Here is a 19,696-nt window from a genome sequence, read left to right on the forward strand (position 1 = left end):
TAATGACCCCCTTGTTAACATCGACCCACCATGCGCGACAGGAGTCCTCACCCCCTCATGACCAAGCTGCCCCACCCCAGACTCCAGCGACTGCTCGCCCTGCTTCACGCCGAGCCTCTGCCACAGGAGGAGCTGGCCCGACGTCTCAATGTTTCCACCCGCACGGTGCGTACCGACGTGGCGACCCTGAACGAGCTCATCGCCACCCGGGGCGCCCACCTGATCCATCAGCGGGGCAGCGGTTACCAGCTCAAGATCTACAATCAGGGACTGTTCGATGCGCTGCTGGCCGCCCAGGGGCAGGAGAGCCCTCTGCCTCGCACCAGCCGCGAGCGGGTGCTGCACCTCCAGGTCTTGCTGCTGACGGCGGAACAGGGGATCAAACTCGACGAGCTGGCGGACACTTGGTATCTAAGCCGGGCGGCTTTGCAAGGGGACATGACGGAGGTGCGGGAGCGGCTCGCCCACTTCGGGCTCACCATCGACAGCAAACCCAGAGTGGGGATGCGCATTGCGGGAAGCGAGATGGCGATCCGCGCCTGCCTCACCCAACTGCTCTGCCAGGAGCTGCTGCACCAGCATCCGCTCCAGAGCCTGTTGCCCACCCTCTGCCCCAGCAAGACGCTGGAGGTAGTGGGCAACCACATTCACGAGCAACTCGGTCGCCATCAGCTGCGCCTGGCCGACGAGAGCCTGCAGCAAGTCACCGTCTACTGTGCCGTCGCCCTGCTTCGCCAGGCGTCTGGCCACGAGTTGCGCCAGTTTGCCAGCGACGACATCACCCCGCCCCTGGCAGTGGTGGCCCGCGACATCTATGCCGAGCTGCCGACCCTGACTTCACCGGGGCAGGAAGAGATCGCCTGTCTCGCCATCCAGATCCAGGCTCGCCTCACTGCAGAGACGCCCCTGCTCAGCCCGGCCATGGCGGCCGAGAGCGAGCAACTGACTGCACACCTGCTGGGTTACATCCACCAGCACTACCCCTATGACCTGCGCGGCGACCCGCAATTGCGAGCCGACCTGCAGACCCACATCGGCGCCATGCTGCTGCGGGTCAAATACCAGATTGGCAGCCACAATCCCCTGGCGGACCACATCAAGCAGTATTACCCCCTCGCCTACGACATCACCCTGGCGGCCATCTCTGAGTGGATCAGGCAGACCCCCTACCGGTTGACCCACCACGAGATCGGCTACCTGGTGATCCACATCGGGGTCGGCCTGGAGCGCCACTACGACATCGGTTACACCCGGCGCCCCCAGGCGCTGCTGCTGTGCGATGCGGGCAACGCCACCTTCCGGGTGCTGGAAGCACGCATCCGGCGGGAATACCCCCAACTGCAGCTGACCACGCTGGAGTCGGTACGGGATTACGAAGGGCTTGCGCGGATCGAGCAGGATTTCGTCATCAGCACCCTCAAGGTGAGCGAGAAGAATGCTCCCGTGGTACTGGTCTCCCCCTTCCCGACTCAGTACCAGCTGGAGCAGCTCGGCAAGCTGGTGCTCGTCGATCGCACCCGTCCCTATCTGCTCGACAAGTATTTCGATGCCGACCACTTCATGGTGCTTGATGAACCCATCAGCCAGGGGGTGCTGTTTGATCGCATCTGCAGCCAGCTTGAGGCGGAGGATCTGGTGGAGAGCGGATTCCGGGGATCCTTGCAGGAGCGGGAGCGGATCGTCTCAACCATGCTGGGGGACGGCATCGCTCTGCCCCACTCCCTCGGCCTGCTGGCGCGCCGCACCCTGGTCTATACCGTGCTGGCCCCCCAGGGGATAGATTGGGGCAACGGCGAGAGCGCTACCCTCATCTTCGTGCTGGCCATCGCCAAGGCGGATTATGAGGAAGCCATGGGACTTTATGATCTGTTTCTGGCACTGATGAACGAAAAAGCCAGCAGAAGTCTGCTGGCTTGTCGGGATTTTGCCGCTTTCAAGGCGCTGGCTCGCAGCGCACCTTGAGCACGCCGAGGCGTATTACTCCTCATTGAAGCCCGAGGTGAACAGCGCCACCACGGCGGCCAGGGCCTCTACCTCTTCGGGGCCCTCCACCTGTACCTCCACCTGTTTGCCCTGGGCGGAGTCCAGCATCAGCAGGCCGATCACGCTGTCCGCGTCGGCCTCGACCCCCTCTTCGTTGCGCAGCAACACGTGAGCATCGAACCCCTGCACCAACTCGAACAGCATCATGGCCGGTCGGGCGTGAATGCCTAACTTGTTTTTGACTTCTACCGAGGCGGAAACGGTCATCTGAGCATCCTGTGGATCTGTCAGGCGGAGTTTGAACGCTTGTCCAACGTGCGATGGCGGATCTGCACGTTCTTGCCAAGCAACCGGAATGCGCTGGCCAGCCGCTCGGCGATGAACACCGAGCGGTGTTGCCCGCCGGTACAGCCGATCCCGACGGTCACATAGCTGCGATTGTTGCGCTCCAGGTGGGGCAACCAGGTCCCCAGCATATTCTCGATCTGCTGGATGAACAGCATGACATCCGGCTGGCTGGAGAGGTAGTTGGCCACGGGCTCATCCTTGCCGGTGAAGGGCTTGAGCTCCGGGATCCAGTGCGGGTTGGGCAGGAAACGGGCGTCGAACACGAAGTCCGCATCCTTGGGAATGCCGTACTTGAAGCCGAATGACTCGAACACCAGCACCAGCTCGTTCTCTTTCTTGCCGAGCACCCGGGTTTTGATGAGCTCGCTGAGATCGTGAATGCTGAGGTTGGTGGTGTCGATGCGCAGGTCGGCGGTCGAGGAGAGCGGTGCCAGCAGGTGGGTCTCTTCCCGGATCGCCTCGTCCAGCGAAAGCTTGTTGCGGGACAGAGGGTGCAGACGGCGGCTCTCACCGTAGCGTTTGAGCAGGGTCGCGTTGTCCGCATCGAAGAAGAAGCTCGAAAACTTGACTCGCCCCTCGTTGCGCACCTGGCTCAGCAGGTTCTCCAGCCTGTCTGCCTGGGCAGGCAGGTTGCGCACGTCGATGCTGACAGCCAGCTTGTCATACTGGCTCTCCACCGACACGATCAACTGGGGCAGCAGGTTGACCGGCAGGTTGTCCACGCAGTAGTACCCGAGATCCTCGAGCACCCTCAGGGCCACCGTCTTGCCGGAGCCCGAACGACCGCTTACTACTATTAACTGCATCTTGTCCCCTCACGCCAACGTGGCTGTGTCAGACCCGGCCTCAGGCCGACGTCATGATCTGATAGAGTTCTTCGTCGCTGGTCGCCTGGCGCAACTGGCGGCAGACGGCCTTGTCACCCAGTTTGGATGCCATCAGGGAAAGAGTCTTGAGGTGCTGCTTGCACTCGCTTTCCGGCACCAGCAATGCAAAGAGCAGGTCAACCGGTTGATTGTCGATAGAATCGAAAGGGATGGGCTCGGAGAAGGTCATCAACACGGCGGTCGGCGCGAAGGCGTCGTCAATCCGGCCGTGGGGGATGGCGATACCGGCTCCGATCCCGGTACTGCCCATCTTTTCTCGCGCCAGCAGGCTTTCAAACAGGACCTGGCGGGAAGCGCCGAGGCGCTCTGCGGCCAGTTCACTGATGATCTCGAGCGCGCGTTTCTTGCTGGTACAAGGGACCGCACTCTTGGTGCAGTCCCGACTCAGTATGTGTTCAAGTTGCATAGTTATTTTTGATTTAACTTATCTTTGTGCTTGATGATCTGCCGATCCAGTTTATCCAGCAGGGTATCAATCGCCGCATACATGTCGGCATGCTGCGAATTGGCGAACACCTCTCCCCCGCTGACATGCAGCTTGGCTTCGGCGATCTGGTTCAGTTTTTCGACGCTCAACACCACGTGTACGTTGTTGATATGGTCAAAGTGACGCTCGAGTTTGGCAAATTTGTTGTTCACATAATCACGCAGAGCTTCGGTAATCTCGACATGGTGTCCGGTCAGGTTAATTTGCATAACGTCTTCCTTTTGTTTGCCTAAACCAGGCGTTTGCGCTGATTGGATGGCGGGATCAACAAGGATTCACGGTACTTTGCGATCGTGCGTCTCGCCACCATAATACCCTGTTCGGCCAGCAAATCCGCGATCTTGCTATCACTAAGCGGCTTGGCGGGGTTTTCCGCCGTCACCAGCTTCTTGATCAGGGCGCGAATAGCGGTCGATGAGCACTCTCCTCCTCCCTCCGTATTGACGTGACTGGAGAAAAAAAACTTCAGTTCAAAAATGCCGCGGGGCGTATGCATGTACTTCTGGGTCGTGACCCGTGAAATGGTCGACTCATGCATCTCCACCGCTTCCGCGATGTCGTTGAGTACCATGGGTTTCATGGCCTCTTCGCCGTACTCGAAAAAGCCCTGCTGCTGCTCGACGATGCAGCTGGCCACCTTGAGCAGGGTGTCGTTACGACTCTCCAGGCTCTTGATGAACCACTTGGCTTCCTGCAAATGAGAACGGATGAACTGGGTATCCGTGCTGCTGCGAGCATTGCGCGCCATGGCCGCATAGGCCTCGTTGACACGGATGCGCGGAGCAGAGTCCGGATTGAGTTCAACCACCCACTTGCTGCCCTTCTTGACCACGGACACATCCGGGATCACGTACTGGGATTCACTCTGGATGATGCCGTTGCCGGGTCTGGGCTCCAGTTGCTGGATGAGATCCAGCACCTCCTTGAGATCGCTCTCCTTGAGGCGGGTCTTGCGAGCCAGGGTGCGGTAGTCGCGATTGCCGAGCAGGTCCATGTGTTCGCGGATCACCTCTCTGGCTTCGTCGAGCCAGGGCAGGTCCGGCGAATACTGGCCGAGCTGGATCAGCAGACACTCTTGCACCGAACGGGCGGCGATGCCGACCGGATCGAAATGCTGCACCCGCTTGAGCACGGCTTCGATCTCATCCAGTTCGACTTCTACCTCCTCGCTGCTGACTGCAGCCTGAATATCCTCGAGGGTGGCAGTCAGATACCCGGATTCGTCGATGGCATCGATGATGGCAAGGGCGATGGCCGCATCCACATCACTGAACGGGGTGAGCCGCATCTGCCACAGCAGGTAGTCTTGCAGGTTCTCGGTGGTCTCCCCCTGATAGACGCTGTCTTCCCCGTCATGGATGGGGCCTGCACTCTGAGCTGTACCGGCCGAGTAGACCTCGTCCCAGGTGGTGTCCACCGGCAGTTCATCCGGCATGCTCTCCTGGGCCATGGCATCGCTGGAGTCGAGTTGACTGGCGTCCTGTGTCTCTGTCTGACTGGTTTCCTGCGCCTCGTTCTCCTCTTGCTCCAGCAAGGGGTTGTTGTCGAGCGCTTGCTGAATTTCCTGCTGGAGTTCCAGGGTGGAGAGCTGGAGCAGACGAATCGCTTGTTGTAATTGTGGCGTCATGGTCAGGGACTGACCGAGACGCAACTGTAATGTCGGCTTCATCTACGTCGGGATATCCTTATGTTCAGCGAGGCAGTCACCTAACAAAAATGAGGGGTGCCCCCTTACTATAGACTGAATTGATCGCCCAAATAGACGCGCTTGACCTGCTCATCGGCGAGGATATCGGCCGGCGCGCCCTCGGCAATCATCTTGCCGTGGCTGACGATGTAGGCCTTCTCGCACACATCCAGCGTCTCTCTGACGTTGTGGTCCGTTATCAGCACACCCAACCCGCGTTCTTTCAGATGCTGGATGATCTTTTTGATATCGATGACTGAAATAGGATCAACACCTGCGAAAGGCTCATCGAGCAGAATGAATCTCGGCTCTGCCGCCAGCGCCCGGGCGATTTCCACCCGGCGCCGCTCCCCACCCGAGAGGCTCTGGCCCAGGCTGTCGCGGATATGGGTGATATTGAACTCTTCCAGCAACTGTTCGACCTTATCCTCCCGCTCTTCGCGGCTCAACCCCTTGCGGGTCTGCATGACCCCCATCAAGTTGTCGAACACCGACAGGCGCCGGAAGATGGAGGCCTCCTGGGGCAGATAGCCGATGCCATTGCGGGCACGGATATGCATGGGCTGCAGGCTGATGTCCTGCTCGTCGATGGTGATGAGGCCGGCATCTCGCTGCACCAGGCCCACGATCATGTAGAAGGAGGTCGTCTTGCCCGCGCCATTCGGGCCGAGCAGGCCCACGATCTGGCCCGTACCCACCTCCAGGCTCACATCGCTGACCACCATGCGGCGCTTGTAGCTCTTTTGCAGACCCGTTGCTTTTAACACTGCCATGGCTGTTGTTTCCTACTTCTTCTGATCGGCGGGTTTGTCGAAGTTCTCCACCTGATCCGGCAGGAACACCGTCTTGACGCGCTGGGTGGGCCCCTTGCTCTCGGCAATCATCTTCTGCTTGACGATGTCGTAGCGAATGAGATCGCCGGTCACCTGGCTGTCTTCCTGCTTGAGCTGGCCATTGCCGGTGATGGTCACCAGCCGGTTCTTAAGCTCGTAGCGGATGCTGTTGCCATGGGCATTGACCGGTTTGCCGTTGTCCAGCACCTGGAAGAAGGTGGCTGGGTTGCCATACGCGGTCATCACCTCGGCGCCCTTGTCGCCGGAGCGGATCACCACCACCTTGTCGGCCTTAATCTTGATGGTGCCCTGGGTGATGATGACATCCTCGCTGAAGGTGATGCGGTTGTCCTGCATCTCGGCCACCTGCTTGACCGCATCCACATAGACCTTCTCGGCAAAGTCGGACTCTTTGGCATTCAGGGAACCGCACAGCAACAGGGCCGTGAGGGCCAGATTAACGTTTTTCATTGAAATAAGTGGCATGGCCTTTATCCAGTAACTCGAAATATTTACGTTCCAGGTGACCCTTGAGGCCAACGCCCTCGGTCTGGAACTCCTGGCCCACAATGCTGATGTGCTGGTTGCTTCTCATCCCCTGCGTCACCAGATCCAGCTCCAGATAGGAGGTATCCAGCGTGGAGATGAAGGAGGCGGGCAGCAGACCGTCCAGATGCACCTTGTCACGGAGGATCACATTGTCATCGGTGTTGAGCACCCCGGTTTCGGCCGTCAGCTTCCATTCGGCCGCGCCCTTGTCATCGAACATGTAGACCACCGGCTTGGTGAAAGTGGCCTGCTCGAGCACCTGGTAGTACTCCGCATATTCGGATTCCAGCCGCTCAGTGCGCTTGCCCTGCTCGTTGAAGCGGGTCGTCACCAACTCTCTGGCGGTGAAGTCCGGTTGAAAATTTTCCGTCTTGGTGGTCGGCTCGGGGACCAGCTCGATCTCCCCCAGCTGCCAGGCCGCCAGCGCAGCCAGAAACAGCAGGCCGAACAGCACAGTCTGTTTGTTCATCGCGACGCCTCGGGTTGATAGTCAGCCAATCCCTGGGCCTGCAAGATCAGGTCGCACACCTCGCGCACGGCCCCGACGCCACCGCCAAGCCGCGTCACCAGATCCGCCTTCGCCAGCACAAGCGGATGGGCGTCGGCAACGGCGATACCCAGGCCGCAAGCCTGCATCACCGGCAGATCGATGGTGTCATCTCCCATATAGGCGGCTTGCGATGCATCCAGCCCGAGCTTGGTCAGCAAGGCCTCGAAGTGGGGCAGCTTTTTGTCTGCACCCTGCACCAGGTGCTGGACTCCCAGACTCTTCATGCGATCGCTGACGATGCGGGAGTTTCGCCCCGTGATGATGGCAATCTCGATGCCCGCATTGAGCAGGGCACGCATGCCGGCACCGTCACGGGTGCAGAAAGTCTTCAGCTCTTCGCCGTTATTGCCCATATAGATGAAGCCGTTGGAGAGCACCCCATCCACATCGCACACCAGCAGGCGGATCTGCGCCGCCTTCTCGTACTGGCTGCGCGTCACCGGACCATAGAGGGTCGGTACGTCTTGCATCAAATTACTCCGGCTTTCAGTAGGTCATGCATGTTGAAGGCACCCAGCGGGTGTCTCTCCCCATCCACGACCAACAACCCGTTGATTTTCCTGGTTTCCATCAGCTTGACGGCCTCGGCAGCCATCATCTCAGGCCCTACGGTAACACAGTTCACCGTCATGACGCGGCTGATGGGGGTGTGATGAATATCCACCTGCAGGTCCAGAATGCGGCGCAGGTCACCATCGGTGAACAGACCGGCAAGCAGCCCTTGATCGTCCACCACCGCCGTCATGCCGAGCCCCTTGCGGCTCACTTCCAGCAGCGCCTGGCTGATCGTGGCATCTATCCCCACCTTGGGCAACAGCTCGCCGCTGTGCATCAGATCGCCCACTCGCAACAGCAACCGCTTGCCGAGGGACCCGCCCGGGTGCGACAGCGCAAAGTCATCGGCGGTGAAGCCACGGGCCTCCAGCAGGGCCACGGCCAGCGCGTCCCCCATCACCAGGGTGGCGGTAGTGCTGGATGTCGGGGCCAGACCGAGGGGGCAGGCCTCTTTCTCCACCTTGATGCACAGGTGCACGTTGGCCTCTTTCGCCATGGTGGAAGCCGGATTGCCTGTCATGCAGATGAGTGGAATACCGCGGCGCTTGAGCACCGGCAGCAGGGCCAGGATCTCGTCGCTCTCGCCGGAGTTGGAAATGGCGATGATGAGATCCCCGGCTGAGATCATGCCGAGATCCCCGTGGCTGGCCTCGCCCGGGTGCAGGAAGAAGGCGGGCGTTCCCGTGCTGGCCAGGGTCGCGGCAATCTTGTTGCCGATATGACCCGACTTGCCCATGCCGGTCACCACTATCTTGCCGCCACAGCGCAGCACCATCTCGCAGGCGCGCTCGAACGCCTCGTCAAGGTACTGGTAGAGTCCATCAATGGCTTGTTTTTCTATGTCCAGCACCGCTCGGGCGCTGCGACGGAAATCGAACAATTCAGACACTTTTTCAGGCTTTACAGACATAAAGGCACAGCTCCGGGCCGAAATTTGCTGCGGGATTATAAAAAAGTCTGCCGAGATAAGCGAATCGGATGCGGAATGGGCGGTCATTGACGCAGGTTGTTACATAAAACTGTCGCGTACTTGGGGGGGAAACCCGCTCAATAGTTGTTCCTCGCTGTTGCTTAGACCTAGACTAGCCCATAAAATTCGCTCTTCATTTATACCGGATGGACAATTGTTTGAACGATGACCTGATCACCATCTCCGACCTGACCTTCAGTCACGGGGATCGGCTGCTGTACGACAGGATCAACCTGACCATTCCCCGTGGCAAGGTCACCGCCGTCATGGGTCCGAGCGGGATCGGCAAGACCACCTTGCTGCGCCTGATCGGGGGCCAGCTCAAGCCTGAGTCCGGTCACATCCTGTTTGACGGGGAAGACGTTCCCACGCTCTCCCGTTCACGCCTGTATGAAGTGCGGAAACGGATGAGCATGCTGTTCCAGAGTGGCGCATTGTTCACCGGCATGACCGTCTTCGACAACGTGGCCTTCCCGCTGCGGGAGCACTCCGGCCTGCCGGAAGAGCTGATCCGCACCATCGTCATGATGAAACTGCAGGCTGTCGGTCTGCGCGGGGCGGCCAAGCTGATGCCGTCCGAGCTCTCCGGTGGCATGGCGCGTCGCGCGGCCCTGGCGAGATCCATCGCGCTGGATCCGGATCTCATCATGTATGACGAGCCCTTCGTGGGGCAGGACCCCATCACCATGGCGGTGCTGGTGAAGCTCATCAAGGAGCTCAACGATGCCCTCGGCATCACCTCCGTCATCGTCACCCACGACGTGAAGGAGGTGCTGAGCATCGCCGACTACGCCTACATCATCGCCAACCGCAAGGTAGTGGCACACGGCACACCGGAGCAGCTGCGCGAGGAGCACAATCCCGAAGTCGAGCAGTTCCTCAAGGGATTGCCCGACGGTCCTGTTCCGTTTCATTTTCCGGCAGGCGACCTGCTACAGGATCTGTGATGTTGACAAGTCAGATAAGCAAGTTGGGCCGCAGCGGTGTGCGTTTCATCAACGCCGTCGGCCGGGCAACCATCATGCTGTTTCATGCACTGGCAGGACGACCCCAGCCACGCAAGCACTTCCCGCTGCTGGTGCAGCAACTGTATGTGGTGGGAGTGCAATCCGTCGCCATCATACTGGTGTCCGGCCTCTTCATCGGCATGGTGCTCTCCCTGCAGGGTTACAACGTATTGAAGGATTTCGGCGCAGAGCAGAGCCTGGGGCCTCTGGTTTCCCTCTCCCTGCTCCGTGAGCTGGGTCCTGTGGTCACCGCCCTGCTGTTCGCCGGTCGTGCGGGCTCCGCCCTCACCGCCGAGATCGGCCTGATGAAGGCCACCGAGCAGCTCTCCAGCCTGGAGATGATGGCGGTCGATCCGCTGCGTCGGGTCGTGGCACCCCGCTTCTGGGCCGGGGTCATCAGCATGCCGCTGCTGGCCTTCATGTTCAGCCTGATCGGCATCTTTGGCGGCAAGCTGGTTGGTGTCGACTGGCTGGGGGTGGACGAAGGCAGTTTCTGGTCCGCCATGCAGGCCTCCGTCGACTGGCAGGACGACATCATGCAGGGCGCCATCAAGAGCCTGATCTTCGCCCTGGTGGTGACCTGGATAGCGCTCTTCAACGGCTATGATGCCAAACCGACCTCGGCCGGGATCAGTCAGGCGACCACCCGTACCGTGGTTCACTCATCCCTGGCCGTGCTCGGTCTGGATTTTATACTCACCGCAGTCATGTTTGGATAAGGGAAAGATGAAGTTCAGCAAAGTAGAATTTCTGGTTGGCGCCTTCATGCTGGCTGGCATCGCGGCCATTCTGGCATTGGCACTGCAAGTGGCGGGATTGAGTTTCAAACCGGAAGGAGAAACCTATACCCTGCGCGCCCATTTCGATAATATCGGCGGCCTGAAAGTACGCTCGCCGGTCAAGGTCGGCGGCGTCGTCGTCGGTCGTGTCAGCGACATCACCCTGGATCCCAAGAGCCAGGTCCCCATCGTTTCCCTGCAGATGCAGAAGAGTGCCGGCGAGTTCTCCGAGACCAGCACCCTCTCCATCCTGACCTCTGGCCTGCTCGGTGAGCAGTACGTCGGTCTGGCACCGGGGTTCAGCGATGAGGAGATGGGCACCAGCATGCTCAAGGATGGCGACATGATCGAAGACACCAAGTCCGCCATCGTGCTGGAAGATCTGATTGGCAAGTTCCTCTACAGCCAGTCCTCCCCGGCCAACACACCCGCAACCAAGGAGTAACCATGTTCAAGAAGATCGCCCTGATGCTGGGTCTGATGACCAGCATGCTGTTCTCCCTCGTCGCCCGTGCGGATGTCAACACTTCGGACCCCTATGCCCTCGTGGATCAGGCCGCCCAGCAGACCTTTGCCCGCCTGAAAGCCGATCAGGCCCAGGTGAAGAGCAACCCCGATCACCTGCGCGTTATCATCCGCGAGGAGCTGCTGCCCTACGTGGACAACCGCTTCGCCGCCTACAAGGTGCTCGGCAACCAGATCAAACAGACGACCCCTGCCCAGCGTGACGCCTTTGTGGACGTCTTCACCGAGTACATGGTGAGCTCCTACGCCGACGCCCTGGCACACTTTGACAAGCAGACCGTCAAGGTCCAGCCCGGTAAAGCCGCCGAGAGCAACATCACCGCCGTCAACGTCAGCGTGAAAGAGGCCGGCAAGCCGGACATCTTCCTCGAGTTCAAGCTGCGCAAGAACAACAAGACCGGCGAGTGGAAAGCCTTCGACATGGTTGCCGAAGGGATCAGCCTGCTCTCCGCCAAGCAGAACGAGCTGGGCGGCCTCATTCGCCAGAACGGCATTGATGCGGTGATCGCCCAGCTGCGTGAACACAACGCCAAGCCGCTGGTGATCAAGTCATGATCCTGAGCGGTGACTTGCAGGCCCCGCAGGTCAACGATCTGTGGCAACGCCGCGCCGACTGGTGGCAGGACGACCGGCTCGAACTCGGTGCCGTGACTACCCTGGATTCCGCCGGCCTTGCCCTGCTGGTCAAGTGGGCCAAGGCGGCACTGGCACGGGGTGCCACTCCGACACTGGTGGGTGCCTCCAACGATTTCCATACGCTGGCCAACCTTTACGGGGTGGCCAGCCTCTTTCATTCAACCCCGCTCACAACTGAGGACTCATAATGCAAGTCTCTGAAATTGAAGCGATACTCCTCGAGGCTTTGCCATTGTCCGAAGTCCATGTCAAAGGGGACGGCAGTCACTACCAGGTGATCGCCGTCGGCGACATGTTTGACGGCATGAGCCGGGTCAAGAAACAACAGGCCATCTATGCCCCGCTGATGGACAAGATCGCCACCAACGAGATCCACGCTCTCTCCATCAAGGCCTATACCGACGCCGAGTGGAAACGCGAGCGTAAATTCCAGCTGCCCTCCTGATTTGGTAAAGAAGTAAACCATGGACAAATTCAAGATCACCGGCCCCTGCACCCTCTCCGGTGAAGTGACCATCTCCGGCGCCAAGAATGCCGCCCTGCCCATCCTGTTTGCCACCCTGCTGTGTGACGAAGAGGTTCAACTCTCCAACGTACCGCGCCTGAAAGACGTGGGTACCACCCTCAAGCTGCTGGAGATGCTGGGCGCCACCACCAAGGTCAACGGCAATGTGACCGTGCTGACCGGTGCGGTAAACAATCATGTCGCCCCCTACGAGCTGGTGAAGACCATGCGAGCCTCCATCCTGGCCCTGGGCCCGCTGGCAGCCCGCTTCGGTGCAGCAGACGTCTCCCTGCCCGGCGGCTGTGCCATCGGTGCCCGCCCGGTCAACCTGCATGTCCACGGCCTGGAGCTGATGGGCGCGAAGATCGTCATCGAAGAGGGCTACATCAAAGCCCGCGTCGACGGCCGCCTGAAAGGTGCCCACATCCTGATGGACATGGTTTCCGTGACCGGTACCGAGAACCTGATGATGGCCGCCACCCTGGCTGACGGTCGCACCGTGATCGAAAACGCCGCCCGTGAGCCCGAGGTGGTCGATCTGGCCAACTTCCTCAACGCGCTGGGCGCCAAGATCCAGGGCGCGGGCACCGATACCCTGACCATCGACGGCGTAGAACGTCTGCACGGTGGCAGCTACAGCGTGCAGCCCGATCGCATCGAGACCGGCACCTTCTTGGTGGGCGCCGCCGTGACCGGTGGCAAGATCACCTGCCGCAACACCGACCCCAGCCTGCTGGAAGCCGTACTGGTCAAACTGGAAGAGGCTGGCGCCCTGATTGAAAAGGGTGACGACTGGATCACCCTCGACATGACAGGTCGCACCCTGAAACCTGTCACCATCAAGACCGCCCCCTACCCGGCGTTCCCGACCGACATGCAGGCACAGTTCACCGTGCTGAACGCGGTCGCCCAGGGCACCGGCATGGTCACCGAGACCATCTTCGAGAACCGCTTCATGCACGTGCCCGAGCTGGTTCGGATGGGTGCCGACATCGAACTGCAGGGCAATGTGGCCATCTGCCGCGACACCCAGCAGCTCAAGGGTGCCCAGGTGATGGCGACCGATCTGCGCGCCTCCGCCAGCCTGGTGCTGGCCGGCTTCGTGGCCGAAGGGGCCACCATCGTCGATCGCATCTATCACATCGACCGTGGCTACGAAGACATCGAGCACAAGCTGCAAGGCCTGGGTGGTCGCATCGAGCGCATCAAGGAATAAGCTGGCTTCACCATGAGCCGACGATAAAAAGGCCCCCTCGCAAAGCGAGGGGGCCTTTTTCATGGCCGTGTACCAGATCGGACGGAGGGGATCAGTGCCCCGCCAGTTTCATCTGCTCGACCAGCACGGAGCCGGTCTTGAGGCTGGAACGCTCATCCTCATCATTGCCCACCGCCACGATATGGCTGAACATGTCGGCTAGATTGCCTGCAATGGTGATCTCCTCCACAGGATAGAGGATCTCGCCATTTTCAACCCAGAAACCGGCTGCGCCGCGGGAGTAATCACCATTGACGATGTTGACCCCCTGCCCCATCAGCTCGGTCACCAGCAGCCCGGTACCCATCTCCTTGAGCATGCCCTGGAAGTCCTGGCCGGTATTGGAAACCTGCCAGTTATGGATACCCCCGGCATGGCCCGTGGTGGTCAGGCCCAGTTTGCGGGCGGAGTAGGAGGTGAGCAGCCAGCTCATCAGCTCGCCGTTGCGGATGATGTCCATGTCGCGGGTGCGAACCCCTTCCCCGTCGAACGGGGTGCTGGCAAGCCCTCCCGGCAAGTGGGGGAACTCCTGGATGGTGAGCCACTCGGGCAGGATCTGCTTGCCCAGTTTGTCCAGCAGGAAGCTCGACTTGCGATAGAGGTTCCCCCCACTGATGGCCATCACCAGATGGCCCCACAGACCGGCAGCGGTATCGGGGTGGAACAGCACAGGGGCATGGCGGGTGCTGATCTTGCGAGCCCCCAGGCGGGAAACAGTGCGCTCCACCGCCTCGTCAGCGATGCGCTGGGGGCTCCACAGCCCGTTCAGGGAGCGGCTGGAGGAGTAGCCGTAGTCGCGCTGCATGTCGCCATCCTGCTCGCCGATCAGTACGCAGCTCAGGGAGTTGCGCGATGCAGCATAGCCTTTGACGAAGCCGTGGCTGTTGCCATAGACCTTGACGCCCAGGTGGCTGGAGAAACTGGCTCCGTCAGAGTGCTTGATGCGGGCATCCCGCCCCAGGGCCAGCCGCTCGCACTCGATGGCCAGCGCGATGCCACGCTGGGGATCCAGCTCGATTTGGTGGCACAGTTGCAGGTCCGGGGCATCCCAGGCCAGCAGATCCGCATCCGCAAGACCGGCGCAGTCATCGGGAGAGGTGTGGCGGGCGATCTCCATGGCCGCTTCCACAGCGGCGCGAATGGCCGGCTTGGTCAGATCCGTGGTGGAGGAGGACCCCTTGCAACCGTCGCGATAGACGGCGATGCCGAGTGCGCCATCCTTGTTGAATTCGATGCTTTCCAGCTCGCAGCCCCGGGTGTTCACCGAGAGGCCGGTCTGTTTGCTGATGGAGACTTCGGCAAGCCCGGCGCCCAGCCCTTTCGCTATCTCAAGGGCCTCGGCGACCACGGCCTCGAGATGGGATTGATCCTGGCGGATTTGATCTTGCTGGTCCATAACTCACATCTGTATGAAGGGAAGGAAAGGGGCTAAGCATATCAGACCCCTGCGCCCAGCGGGAGAAGCTGGTAACATATCCGCCAAACGTGAATGACAGGAATACAGAGACCGATGAGTCAATATCAAGACGACAACGAGTGGGAAGACTGGGGCCCCAGCAAGAGCCAGCTCAAGCGTGATGCCGAGGCCTTGCAGAAGATGGGGGAAGAGATCGTCTCCCTGAGTCACAGCGAGCTGGAGAAGATCCCCCTGGATGAAGAGCTTGCCGAAGCGGTCGAGCTGGGTCGCAAGTTCAAGCCGAAGAAGGATGAGTCCTTCCGCCGCCATCTCCAGTTCATCGGCCGTCTGATGCGTAGCCGCGATGTCGCCCCCATCGAAGAGGCCCTCTCCATCATCAAGATGCGTCACTCCACCGTGAACGCCCGCCTGCACCGCCTCGAACAGTGGCGCGAGCGGCTGATCACCGAAGGCGACAGCGCCCTCAACGAGCTGATGTCCCAGTTCCACGAGCTGGATCGCCAGAAGCTGCGTCAGCTGATCCGCACCGCCAACAAGGAGCGGGAACTGAACAAGCCGCCGCTAGCCTATCGCGAGATGTACCAGTACCTGCGCGGTGAAATTGAAGATCTGTTGTAAGTGATGACTCACGTCCACCTCATGGCGGCGTGCAGTACACAATCAAACGGGGCCGAAATGGCCCCATTTTTTCATGCGATTTCCGCTCAGCTGCCCGCCATGCACTGGGTGTGAGTAGCGGGTTGCAGATAGGGTACCAGCAGGGGGGCCATCCCCTTGAGCACCTGTACAGGCAGCGCCGACGTGAAGCGGAACTTGTCGGACTGGCTGCCGGGTACATAGGCCGTCAGCGTGCCGAAGTGATCATCCCCGATGTAGAAGACGAACGTCGCAGTCCGGTTGCGAGCCAGTGAACTGGTCACATTGCCGTAGCGACCCACCGTCTCGATCCGGTTGTCCCCGGTCCCCGTCTTGCCCCCCAGGGCCAGGACAGTACCATCCTGCAAGGCGAAGGCCCCGGCGATGCGCCGCGCCGTCCCCCCTTCCACCACCTTGGAGAGTGCATTGCGCAAGGCGTTGGCCACCTCGACAGGCATCACCCGCTCCCCCTGGGTGTTCGCCGGCTCAAAGACGGTGGCGAAGGGGGTCCCCTTGGCAAAGGAGAGGTGCTCGATGCGCAGGGTCGGTGCACGAATGCCGCCGTTCTGGATGATCCCCATCAGCTCGGCCAACGCTGCAGGACGATCGCCCGAGCTGCCCAGTGCGGTCGCCAGGGACGGAACCAGGTGATCGAACGGGTAACCCAGGCGAGCCCAGCGCTGATGGATGTCGAGGAAGGCCTCAACCTCCAGCATGGTGCGGATCCGGCTGTCCCGGGCACTGCGATGACGGGTCTTGAACAGCCAGCTGTAGACCTCCTGACGCTCGTCACGGCTGGCGGTTACCGCATCGGTAAAGGTGGCCTTGTCAAACTCCTTGAGATAGGCAAGCAACCACAGCTCAAGTGGATGCACCCGTGCGATATAACCTTGATCCGGCAGAGAATATTTGCCGGGGCCGTAATTGGTATAGAGCTGCTCTATGCGCTTCTCGGTCAATTTCTCCCGCGGCAGGCGCTTGGCCAGGAAAGCGGCAAAGTCGGCCTGGGAGGCCTCTGGCATCAGATAGCGATGCACGGCGGCGAGACGCACCGCGCTGGGTTTGAGACCATCGAGGAAGGTATCGAGCTGCTCTTCTGCACTCTTGCCACGATATTTGCGCCAGAACCTCAGCAGATAGGTCTGGCCCTCTTTGTCAGCAAACTTGGCCAGGTACTCGGTACGGCGAGGATCCCTGTCATCTTTCAGCAACTGGGCACGATTTCCCTCCTTGTAGAGGCTGTAGCGGACGATATCCCGCATCAAGCGCACGAAGGGCAGGTTGATGGATTCCCGCAGCGCATCGCGAATGGGCGGGATGCGACCGTTGTCTTCCTTGCGGAAGTTGTTGAAGGTGTGCATGCCACCGCCGGTAAAGAAGCCTTCATAGGGGCTCGCGGAATACTTGCGGTCCAGCGCGGCCTCCAGCATCACCGGCAGGCTTCTGTCCTTGGCACTCATCAGATAGGCGATGGCCCAGCGGCTGATGTTGTCCTGATCGGACACTTCGATCTTTCGCAGGCTCTCCACTGGCATGTTGCCGTAGCTGTCATGCAACTCGGTGACAATCTCGAGATAGGTGGTCAGCACCCGCAACTTGGCGGTGGACCCCAGTTCAAGCTTGCTGCCTTCGTTGATGTCGAACGGCTGGTCCGTGTTGTCGGTCTGCACTCTGACCTTGACCCCTTCCGGCGTCTTCTCGAACAGGGTAAAGCTGTACTTCACATCCCCCGTCTTCTCCGGCGAGAGCAGTCGCTCACCAAACAGGCCCACCTGGGCTGCGAATGCAGGGTCTGCCAGTTGCTGCAGATAATGTGACACCTCGTTCTGCAGCGGCATATTGAGGGTGGTGTTGGCCGTCAGATCCATGCGGTCCAGATCATAAAGCTGCACCCCGAGCTGACGACTGAGACGAGTGCGAGCCACCTGCAGCCCCTTGTTGTTGTTGACTCGAGTGATGGCAGGTGCCTGCAGGAAATCGCGGAAGACCAGCTTGGCCTTGAGAGCCGACTCCATCAGGGGGGGCGTGATCATTCCCTCCTGCACGAAGAGTCGCAGATAGCTGTCTGTCAGGGTAGACAGTGCTTCTCTACCCTGCGCCAGGTAATAGGAAGGACGGCGGTGGGCGATCATCAGGGAGACAACCTGGCGCAAGGCAAGGCCCTGCTCGGCCAGGGTAGAATCCTGGTTGCGAGCGGGATCCAGCAGTCGATTCACCTCATCAACATTGGCGCCAAACCAGACCCAGAGGCCATCACCGAGACCGTGCACCTCGCCATAACCGGGCGCCGCAGAGAGCGGGACCGAGTTGAGGTAGGCCCAGGCAACCAGCTTGCGGGCCTCCAGGGTCTCGGGCCCCAGCCGATAGGCACGAACGCTGGCCGAGACCATCTGGCGGATCTTCTCGGTCGGCGAAACGGTCAGTCCATCGGGAGAATGACGATACTTTTCCACCTGGGTCGCCAGGGTACTGCCGCCAGCAGATTGATCCTGCATATCCAGCGCCTTGCCCACCTGAGACAGCGCCGCCTTGGCAAAGCGCGGCCAGTCTACGGCCGGGTTGGCCAGCGGTTCCTTGTTGCTCAGGAGTTCACGGTTCTCGATAAACAGCAGAGACTGGATGACCAGGGGCGGTATGGCATTGAAATCCGGATAGTAATGAGTCGGATACTTGTACTGGTAGAAAGGCTCGGCACGGCAGTCATAGAGTGTCAATCCTGCCTGGACCTTCTCGGTATAAGGCACGAAGAAACCGTGGCTGGCGTAGTTGTAGAGCGCATCGGAAAAACGGACCTGTTCGCTCACCTGGTAGCCACGATGAACGAGACGTTCCTGGATCATGGGCATCAGCACATAACCGAGTCGCTTGTCGAACGGGCCGTCGTCGGGGAAGGCAATTTGCTTGCTGGGGCCGGGTTCGATCTGATAGGTCAGGGTGGCCGCATAGCGTGAGATCTCCTGTGACTGCAGCCGGGAGGTCTTCATTTCATAACCCACCAGGGCGACCACGGCAGCCAGGCAAAGCAAGAAGATAAAACAGAACAACCAGCGCCACCAGGGTCGGCGTTTACGCTGCTGTTGCCCGTCCGTATTAGGTACGGATGAATCCTGAGATGCCACTTTATTTGAATCCGTCTGTTTTGATGCGCCCATATCAGCCCCACCATGGTTGCGCAATTTATTGTCTTTCAATCAAGCTTAGTCGTTTCAAGTCAAGGGCTTGAAATCTATTGACCGCTTTGCAGCGATGTTAACAGGGCGATTGTGAAAATGGGAGCCGATTGTTGCAACGCGGCAAGAGATCCGAGCTGCGGCATGAAAATGAAACACCGGCCAGAGGCCGGTGTTGACGAGAGCGGGGCGGTATTATTTGCTGGTGCTCATACTCTTCAGCTTGGTACTCAGCTCCTTGCGCTCCTTGGAAAGCTCGGCATTTTTGATGATATGGTCATCTACGCGCTCTTCATAATCGGTACGCATGTTGGCGATGATGGCCTGAACCTCGTCAATGCTCATACCGGGCTTGATATAGTCACTCAGGTTGTCGAGCAACAGTACCCGCTTCTGGTTGTCACGGATCTTTTTCTCGTTGTCCGCGATTTCACGCTTGAGCTTGTTCTGACGACGGGACATACGCACATATTCCAGCACATCGTTGAAGGTTGACTTGTTTACTTGTTCCATATCGGTACCACTGAGTGAAGGTGAATAAAAACAGGCGGAGAGTCCCATACCAGAAAAAGAAACCGAAACCATGGCACGGGCAAACCCGGAATGCCCCTTACTCTACCGAGTTATGATTCAGATACAACCCCAATCGCAGCGCGGGCGGCGGGTTTAGACAGAACGGCTCCGACTGGGTTATTACGCTAAAAATGATGAAAACGGAGAGAGCCAACATGTGGGTTCAATGTGGCCAGAGCAGGCGCAACTTTATTCCGGTACAGGCAACAAGTGAACGTGAACGACGAACAGCACCATAGTGCCCGCTTGCCCTCCAGTGAGGGCTGAATTTCAGGCAATAAAAAACCCCGCTCGAGTGAGCGGGGTTTCTTGTATTGGGTGCCTGGCAGTGTCCTACTCTCGCA

Annotated in this window: 22 protein-coding genes; 9 read left to right on the forward strand and 13 right to left on the reverse strand. The window is 59.8% G+C overall.

Annotated features, from left to right (window positions below; all coding sequences use genetic code 11):
- Positions 1 to 57 precede the first annotated feature (57 nt).
- Complete coding sequence (locus AB5Y89_RS20650) at positions 58 to 1,962, forward strand: transcription antiterminator (protein ID WP_368224416.1); 1,905 nt, start codon at positions 58 to 60, stop codon at positions 1,960 to 1,962.
- Between the two features lie 15 nt (positions 1,963 to 1,977).
- Here the strand turns inward: AB5Y89_RS20650 and npr are convergent, their stop codons facing one another.
- The 10 genes from npr to AB5Y89_RS20700 all read right to left on the reverse strand — a co-directional run bounded on the left by npr (position 1,978) and on the right by AB5Y89_RS20700 (position 8,789).
- Positions 1,978 to 2,250, reverse strand: coding sequence for a PTS phosphocarrier protein NPr (gene npr, locus AB5Y89_RS20655; RefSeq protein ID WP_010675868.1), 273 nt, complete (start codon positions 2,248 to 2,250; stop codon positions 1,978 to 1,980).
- A gap of 20 nt (positions 2,251 to 2,270) precedes the next feature.
- Positions 2,271 to 3,137 carry an RNase adapter RapZ gene (gene rapZ / locus AB5Y89_RS20660; RefSeq protein ID WP_052814447.1) on the reverse strand — a complete coding sequence of 289 codons (867 nt, stop codon included), beginning with the start codon at positions 3,135 to 3,137 and terminating at the stop codon, positions 2,271 to 2,273.
- 40 nt (positions 3,138 to 3,177) lie between these two features.
- On the reverse strand, positions 3,178 to 3,624 hold the full coding sequence (gene ptsN / locus AB5Y89_RS20665) for a PTS IIA-like nitrogen regulatory protein PtsN (protein WP_010675870.1): 447 nt from the start codon (positions 3,622 to 3,624) through the stop codon (positions 3,178 to 3,180).
- A gap of 2 nt (positions 3,625 to 3,626) precedes the next feature.
- Complete coding sequence (gene hpf, locus AB5Y89_RS20670; RefSeq protein ID WP_005305957.1) at positions 3,627 to 3,914, reverse strand: ribosome hibernation promoting factor; 288 nt, start codon at positions 3,912 to 3,914, stop codon at positions 3,627 to 3,629.
- A gap of 20 nt (positions 3,915 to 3,934) precedes the next feature.
- A complete protein-coding gene (locus AB5Y89_RS20675) occupies positions 3,935 to 5,374 on the reverse strand; it encodes an RNA polymerase factor sigma-54 (RefSeq protein WP_039040474.1) in 1,440 nt (479 codons plus the stop codon).
- A gap of 65 nt (positions 5,375 to 5,439) precedes the next feature.
- On the reverse strand, positions 5,440 to 6,165 hold the full coding sequence (gene lptB / locus AB5Y89_RS20680) for an LPS export ABC transporter ATP-binding protein (RefSeq protein WP_010675872.1): 726 nt from the start codon (positions 6,163 to 6,165) through the stop codon (positions 5,440 to 5,442).
- A gap of 12 nt (positions 6,166 to 6,177) precedes the next feature.
- Positions 6,178 to 6,696, reverse strand: coding sequence for a lipopolysaccharide transport periplasmic protein LptA (gene lptA, locus AB5Y89_RS20685; protein WP_010675873.1), 519 nt, complete (start codon positions 6,694 to 6,696; stop codon positions 6,178 to 6,180).
- Positions 6,683 to 7,243 (reverse strand): LPS export ABC transporter periplasmic protein LptC, encoded by a 561-nt coding sequence (gene lptC / locus AB5Y89_RS20690; protein WP_039040473.1) that lies wholly within the window; start codon positions 7,241 to 7,243, stop codon positions 6,683 to 6,685. The genes lptA and lptC overlap by 14 nt, the downstream gene beginning before the upstream one ends.
- The gene (gene kdsC / locus AB5Y89_RS20695; RefSeq protein WP_042864828.1) at positions 7,240 to 7,794 is read right to left on the reverse strand and encodes a 3-deoxy-manno-octulosonate-8-phosphatase KdsC; all 555 of its coding nucleotides are present in this window, start codon (positions 7,792 to 7,794) and stop codon (positions 7,240 to 7,242) included. The genes lptC and kdsC overlap by 4 nt, the downstream gene beginning before the upstream one ends.
- Positions 7,794 to 8,789: a KpsF/GutQ family sugar-phosphate isomerase gene (locus AB5Y89_RS20700; protein WP_029314845.1), complete on the reverse strand. Its 996-nt coding sequence runs from the start codon at positions 8,787 to 8,789 to the stop codon at positions 7,794 to 7,796. The genes kdsC and AB5Y89_RS20700 overlap by 1 nt, the downstream gene beginning before the upstream one ends.
- Positions 8,790 to 8,995: 206 nt before the next feature.
- Here AB5Y89_RS20700 and mlaF point away from each other — a divergent pair, with 206 nt between their 5' ends.
- From mlaF to murA, 7 genes are read left to right on the forward strand one after another with little or no spacing between them, the layout of a single operon-like run.
- Positions 8,996 to 9,796 (forward strand): phospholipid ABC transporter ATP-binding protein MlaF, encoded by an 801-nt coding sequence (gene mlaF / locus AB5Y89_RS20705; protein WP_029314846.1) that lies wholly within the window; start codon positions 8,996 to 8,998, stop codon positions 9,794 to 9,796.
- Positions 9,796 to 10,575, forward strand: a complete 780-nt coding sequence (gene mlaE / locus AB5Y89_RS20710) for a lipid asymmetry maintenance ABC transporter permease subunit MlaE (RefSeq protein ID WP_010675878.1) — start codon at positions 9,796 to 9,798, stop codon at positions 10,573 to 10,575. The genes mlaF and mlaE overlap by 1 nt, the downstream gene beginning before the upstream one ends.
- Before the next feature lie 7 nt (positions 10,576 to 10,582).
- Positions 10,583 to 11,080, forward strand: coding sequence for an outer membrane lipid asymmetry maintenance protein MlaD (gene mlaD / locus AB5Y89_RS20715; protein ID WP_048208606.1), 498 nt, complete (start codon positions 10,583 to 10,585; stop codon positions 11,078 to 11,080).
- A gap of 2 nt (positions 11,081 to 11,082) precedes the next feature.
- Complete coding sequence (mlaC, locus tag AB5Y89_RS20720; protein WP_039040470.1) at positions 11,083 to 11,715, forward strand: phospholipid-binding protein MlaC; 633 nt, start codon at positions 11,083 to 11,085, stop codon at positions 11,713 to 11,715.
- The gene (locus AB5Y89_RS20725) at positions 11,712 to 11,984 is read left to right on the forward strand and encodes a lipid asymmetry maintenance protein MlaB (protein WP_010675881.1); all 273 of its coding nucleotides are present in this window, start codon (positions 11,712 to 11,714) and stop codon (positions 11,982 to 11,984) included. The genes mlaC and AB5Y89_RS20725 overlap by 4 nt, the downstream gene beginning before the upstream one ends.
- Positions 11,984 to 12,241 (forward strand): BolA family iron metabolism protein IbaG, encoded by a 258-nt coding sequence (gene ibaG, locus AB5Y89_RS20730; RefSeq protein WP_010675882.1) that lies wholly within the window; start codon positions 11,984 to 11,986, stop codon positions 12,239 to 12,241. Before AB5Y89_RS20725 ends, ibaG begins: the two co-directional genes overlap by 1 nt.
- A 19-nt stretch (positions 12,242 to 12,260) precedes the next feature.
- The gene (gene murA / locus AB5Y89_RS20735; RefSeq protein ID WP_039040468.1) at positions 12,261 to 13,517 is read left to right on the forward strand and encodes a UDP-N-acetylglucosamine 1-carboxyvinyltransferase; all 1,257 of its coding nucleotides are present in this window, start codon (positions 12,261 to 12,263) and stop codon (positions 13,515 to 13,517) included.
- A 91-nt stretch (positions 13,518 to 13,608) separates the two neighbouring features.
- Here the strand turns inward: murA and pmbA are convergent, their stop codons facing one another.
- On the reverse strand, positions 13,609 to 14,952 hold the full coding sequence (pmbA, locus tag AB5Y89_RS20740) for a metalloprotease PmbA (RefSeq protein ID WP_368224418.1): 1,344 nt from the start codon (positions 14,950 to 14,952) through the stop codon (positions 13,609 to 13,611).
- 114 nt (positions 14,953 to 15,066) lie between these two features.
- Between pmbA and yjgA the strand changes: the two genes are divergently transcribed.
- Positions 15,067 to 15,591 carry a ribosome biogenesis factor YjgA gene (gene yjgA, locus AB5Y89_RS20745; protein WP_368224420.1) on the forward strand — a complete coding sequence of 175 codons (525 nt, stop codon included), beginning with the start codon at positions 15,067 to 15,069 and terminating at the stop codon, positions 15,589 to 15,591.
- An 86-nt stretch (positions 15,592 to 15,677) separates the two neighbouring features.
- Here the strand turns inward: yjgA and AB5Y89_RS20750 are convergent, their stop codons facing one another.
- Positions 15,678 to 18,761, reverse strand: a complete 3,084-nt coding sequence (locus AB5Y89_RS20750; protein WP_368224422.1) for a transglycosylase domain-containing protein — start codon at positions 18,759 to 18,761, stop codon at positions 15,678 to 15,680.
- Between the two features lie 213 nt (positions 18,762 to 18,974).
- On the reverse strand, positions 18,975 to 19,292 hold the full coding sequence (tmaR, locus tag AB5Y89_RS20755) for a PTS system regulator TmaR (RefSeq protein ID WP_010672687.1): 318 nt from the start codon (positions 19,290 to 19,292) through the stop codon (positions 18,975 to 18,977).
- Between the last annotated feature and the right edge of the window lie 404 nt (positions 19,293 to 19,696).

Source organism: Aeromonas sp. s4, assembly GCF_040907855.1.
GTDB classification, from domain to species: Bacteria; Pseudomonadota; Gammaproteobacteria; order Enterobacterales; family Aeromonadaceae; genus Aeromonas; species Aeromonas caviae.

Bases quoted from the DNA above. Each gene is read 5' to 3' on its own strand.
- AB5Y89_RS20725 (WP_010675881.1), top strand. From the start codon at position 11,712: ATGATCCTGAGCGGTGACTTGCAGGCCCCGCAGGTCAACGATCTGTGG.
- ibaG (WP_010675882.1), top strand. From the start codon at position 11,984: ATGCAAGTCTCTGAAATTGAAGCGATACTCCTCGAGGCTTTGCCATTG.
- AB5Y89_RS20700 (WP_029314845.1), bottom strand. From the start codon at position 8,789: ATGTCTGTAAAGCCTGAAAAAGTGTCTGAATTGTTCGATTTCCGTCGC.
- tmaR (WP_010672687.1), bottom strand. From the start codon at position 19,292: ATGGAACAAGTAAACAAGTCAACCTTCAACGATGTGCTGGAATATGTG.
- ptsN (WP_010675870.1), bottom strand. From the start codon at position 3,624: ATGCAACTTGAACACATACTGAGTCGGGACTGCACCAAGAGTGCGGTC.
- AB5Y89_RS20675 (WP_039040474.1), bottom strand. From the start codon at position 5,374: ATGAAGCCGACATTACAGTTGCGTCTCGGTCAGTCCCTGACCATGACG.
- npr (WP_010675868.1), bottom strand. From the start codon at position 2,250: ATGACCGTTTCCGCCTCGGTAGAAGTCAAAAACAAGTTAGGCATTCAC.
- AB5Y89_RS20650 (WP_368224416.1), top strand. From the start codon at position 58: ATGACCAAGCTGCCCCACCCCAGACTCCAGCGACTGCTCGCCCTGCTT.
- lptA (WP_010675873.1), bottom strand. From the start codon at position 6,696: ATGAAAAACGTTAATCTGGCCCTCACGGCCCTGTTGCTGTGCGGTTCC.
- kdsC (WP_042864828.1), bottom strand. From the start codon at position 7,794: ATGCAAGACGTACCGACCCTCTATGGTCCGGTGACGCGCAGCCAGTAC.
- mlaE (WP_010675878.1), top strand. From the start codon at position 9,796: ATGTTGACAAGTCAGATAAGCAAGTTGGGCCGCAGCGGTGTGCGTTTC.
- yjgA (WP_368224420.1), top strand. From the start codon at position 15,067: ATGAGTCAATATCAAGACGACAACGAGTGGGAAGACTGGGGCCCCAGC.
- mlaD (WP_048208606.1), top strand. From the start codon at position 10,583: ATGAAGTTCAGCAAAGTAGAATTTCTGGTTGGCGCCTTCATGCTGGCT.
- pmbA (WP_368224418.1), bottom strand. From the start codon at position 14,952: ATGGACCAGCAAGATCAAATCCGCCAGGATCAATCCCATCTCGAGGCC.
- lptC (WP_039040473.1), bottom strand. From the start codon at position 7,243: ATGAACAAACAGACTGTGCTGTTCGGCCTGCTGTTTCTGGCTGCGCTG.
- mlaC (WP_039040470.1), top strand. From the start codon at position 11,083: ATGTTCAAGAAGATCGCCCTGATGCTGGGTCTGATGACCAGCATGCTG.
- murA (WP_039040468.1), top strand. From the start codon at position 12,261: ATGGACAAATTCAAGATCACCGGCCCCTGCACCCTCTCCGGTGAAGTG.
- hpf (WP_005305957.1), bottom strand. From the start codon at position 3,914: ATGCAAATTAACCTGACCGGACACCATGTCGAGATTACCGAAGCTCTG.
- rapZ (WP_052814447.1), bottom strand. From the start codon at position 3,137: ATGCAGTTAATAGTAGTAAGCGGTCGTTCGGGCTCCGGCAAGACGGTG.
- mlaF (WP_029314846.1), top strand. From the start codon at position 8,996: ATGGACAATTGTTTGAACGATGACCTGATCACCATCTCCGACCTGACC.
- AB5Y89_RS20750 (WP_368224422.1), bottom strand. From the start codon at position 18,761: ATGGGCGCATCAAAACAGACGGATTCAAATAAAGTGGCATCTCAGGAT.
- lptB (WP_010675872.1), bottom strand. From the start codon at position 6,165: ATGGCAGTGTTAAAAGCAACGGGTCTGCAAAAGAGCTACAAGCGCCGC.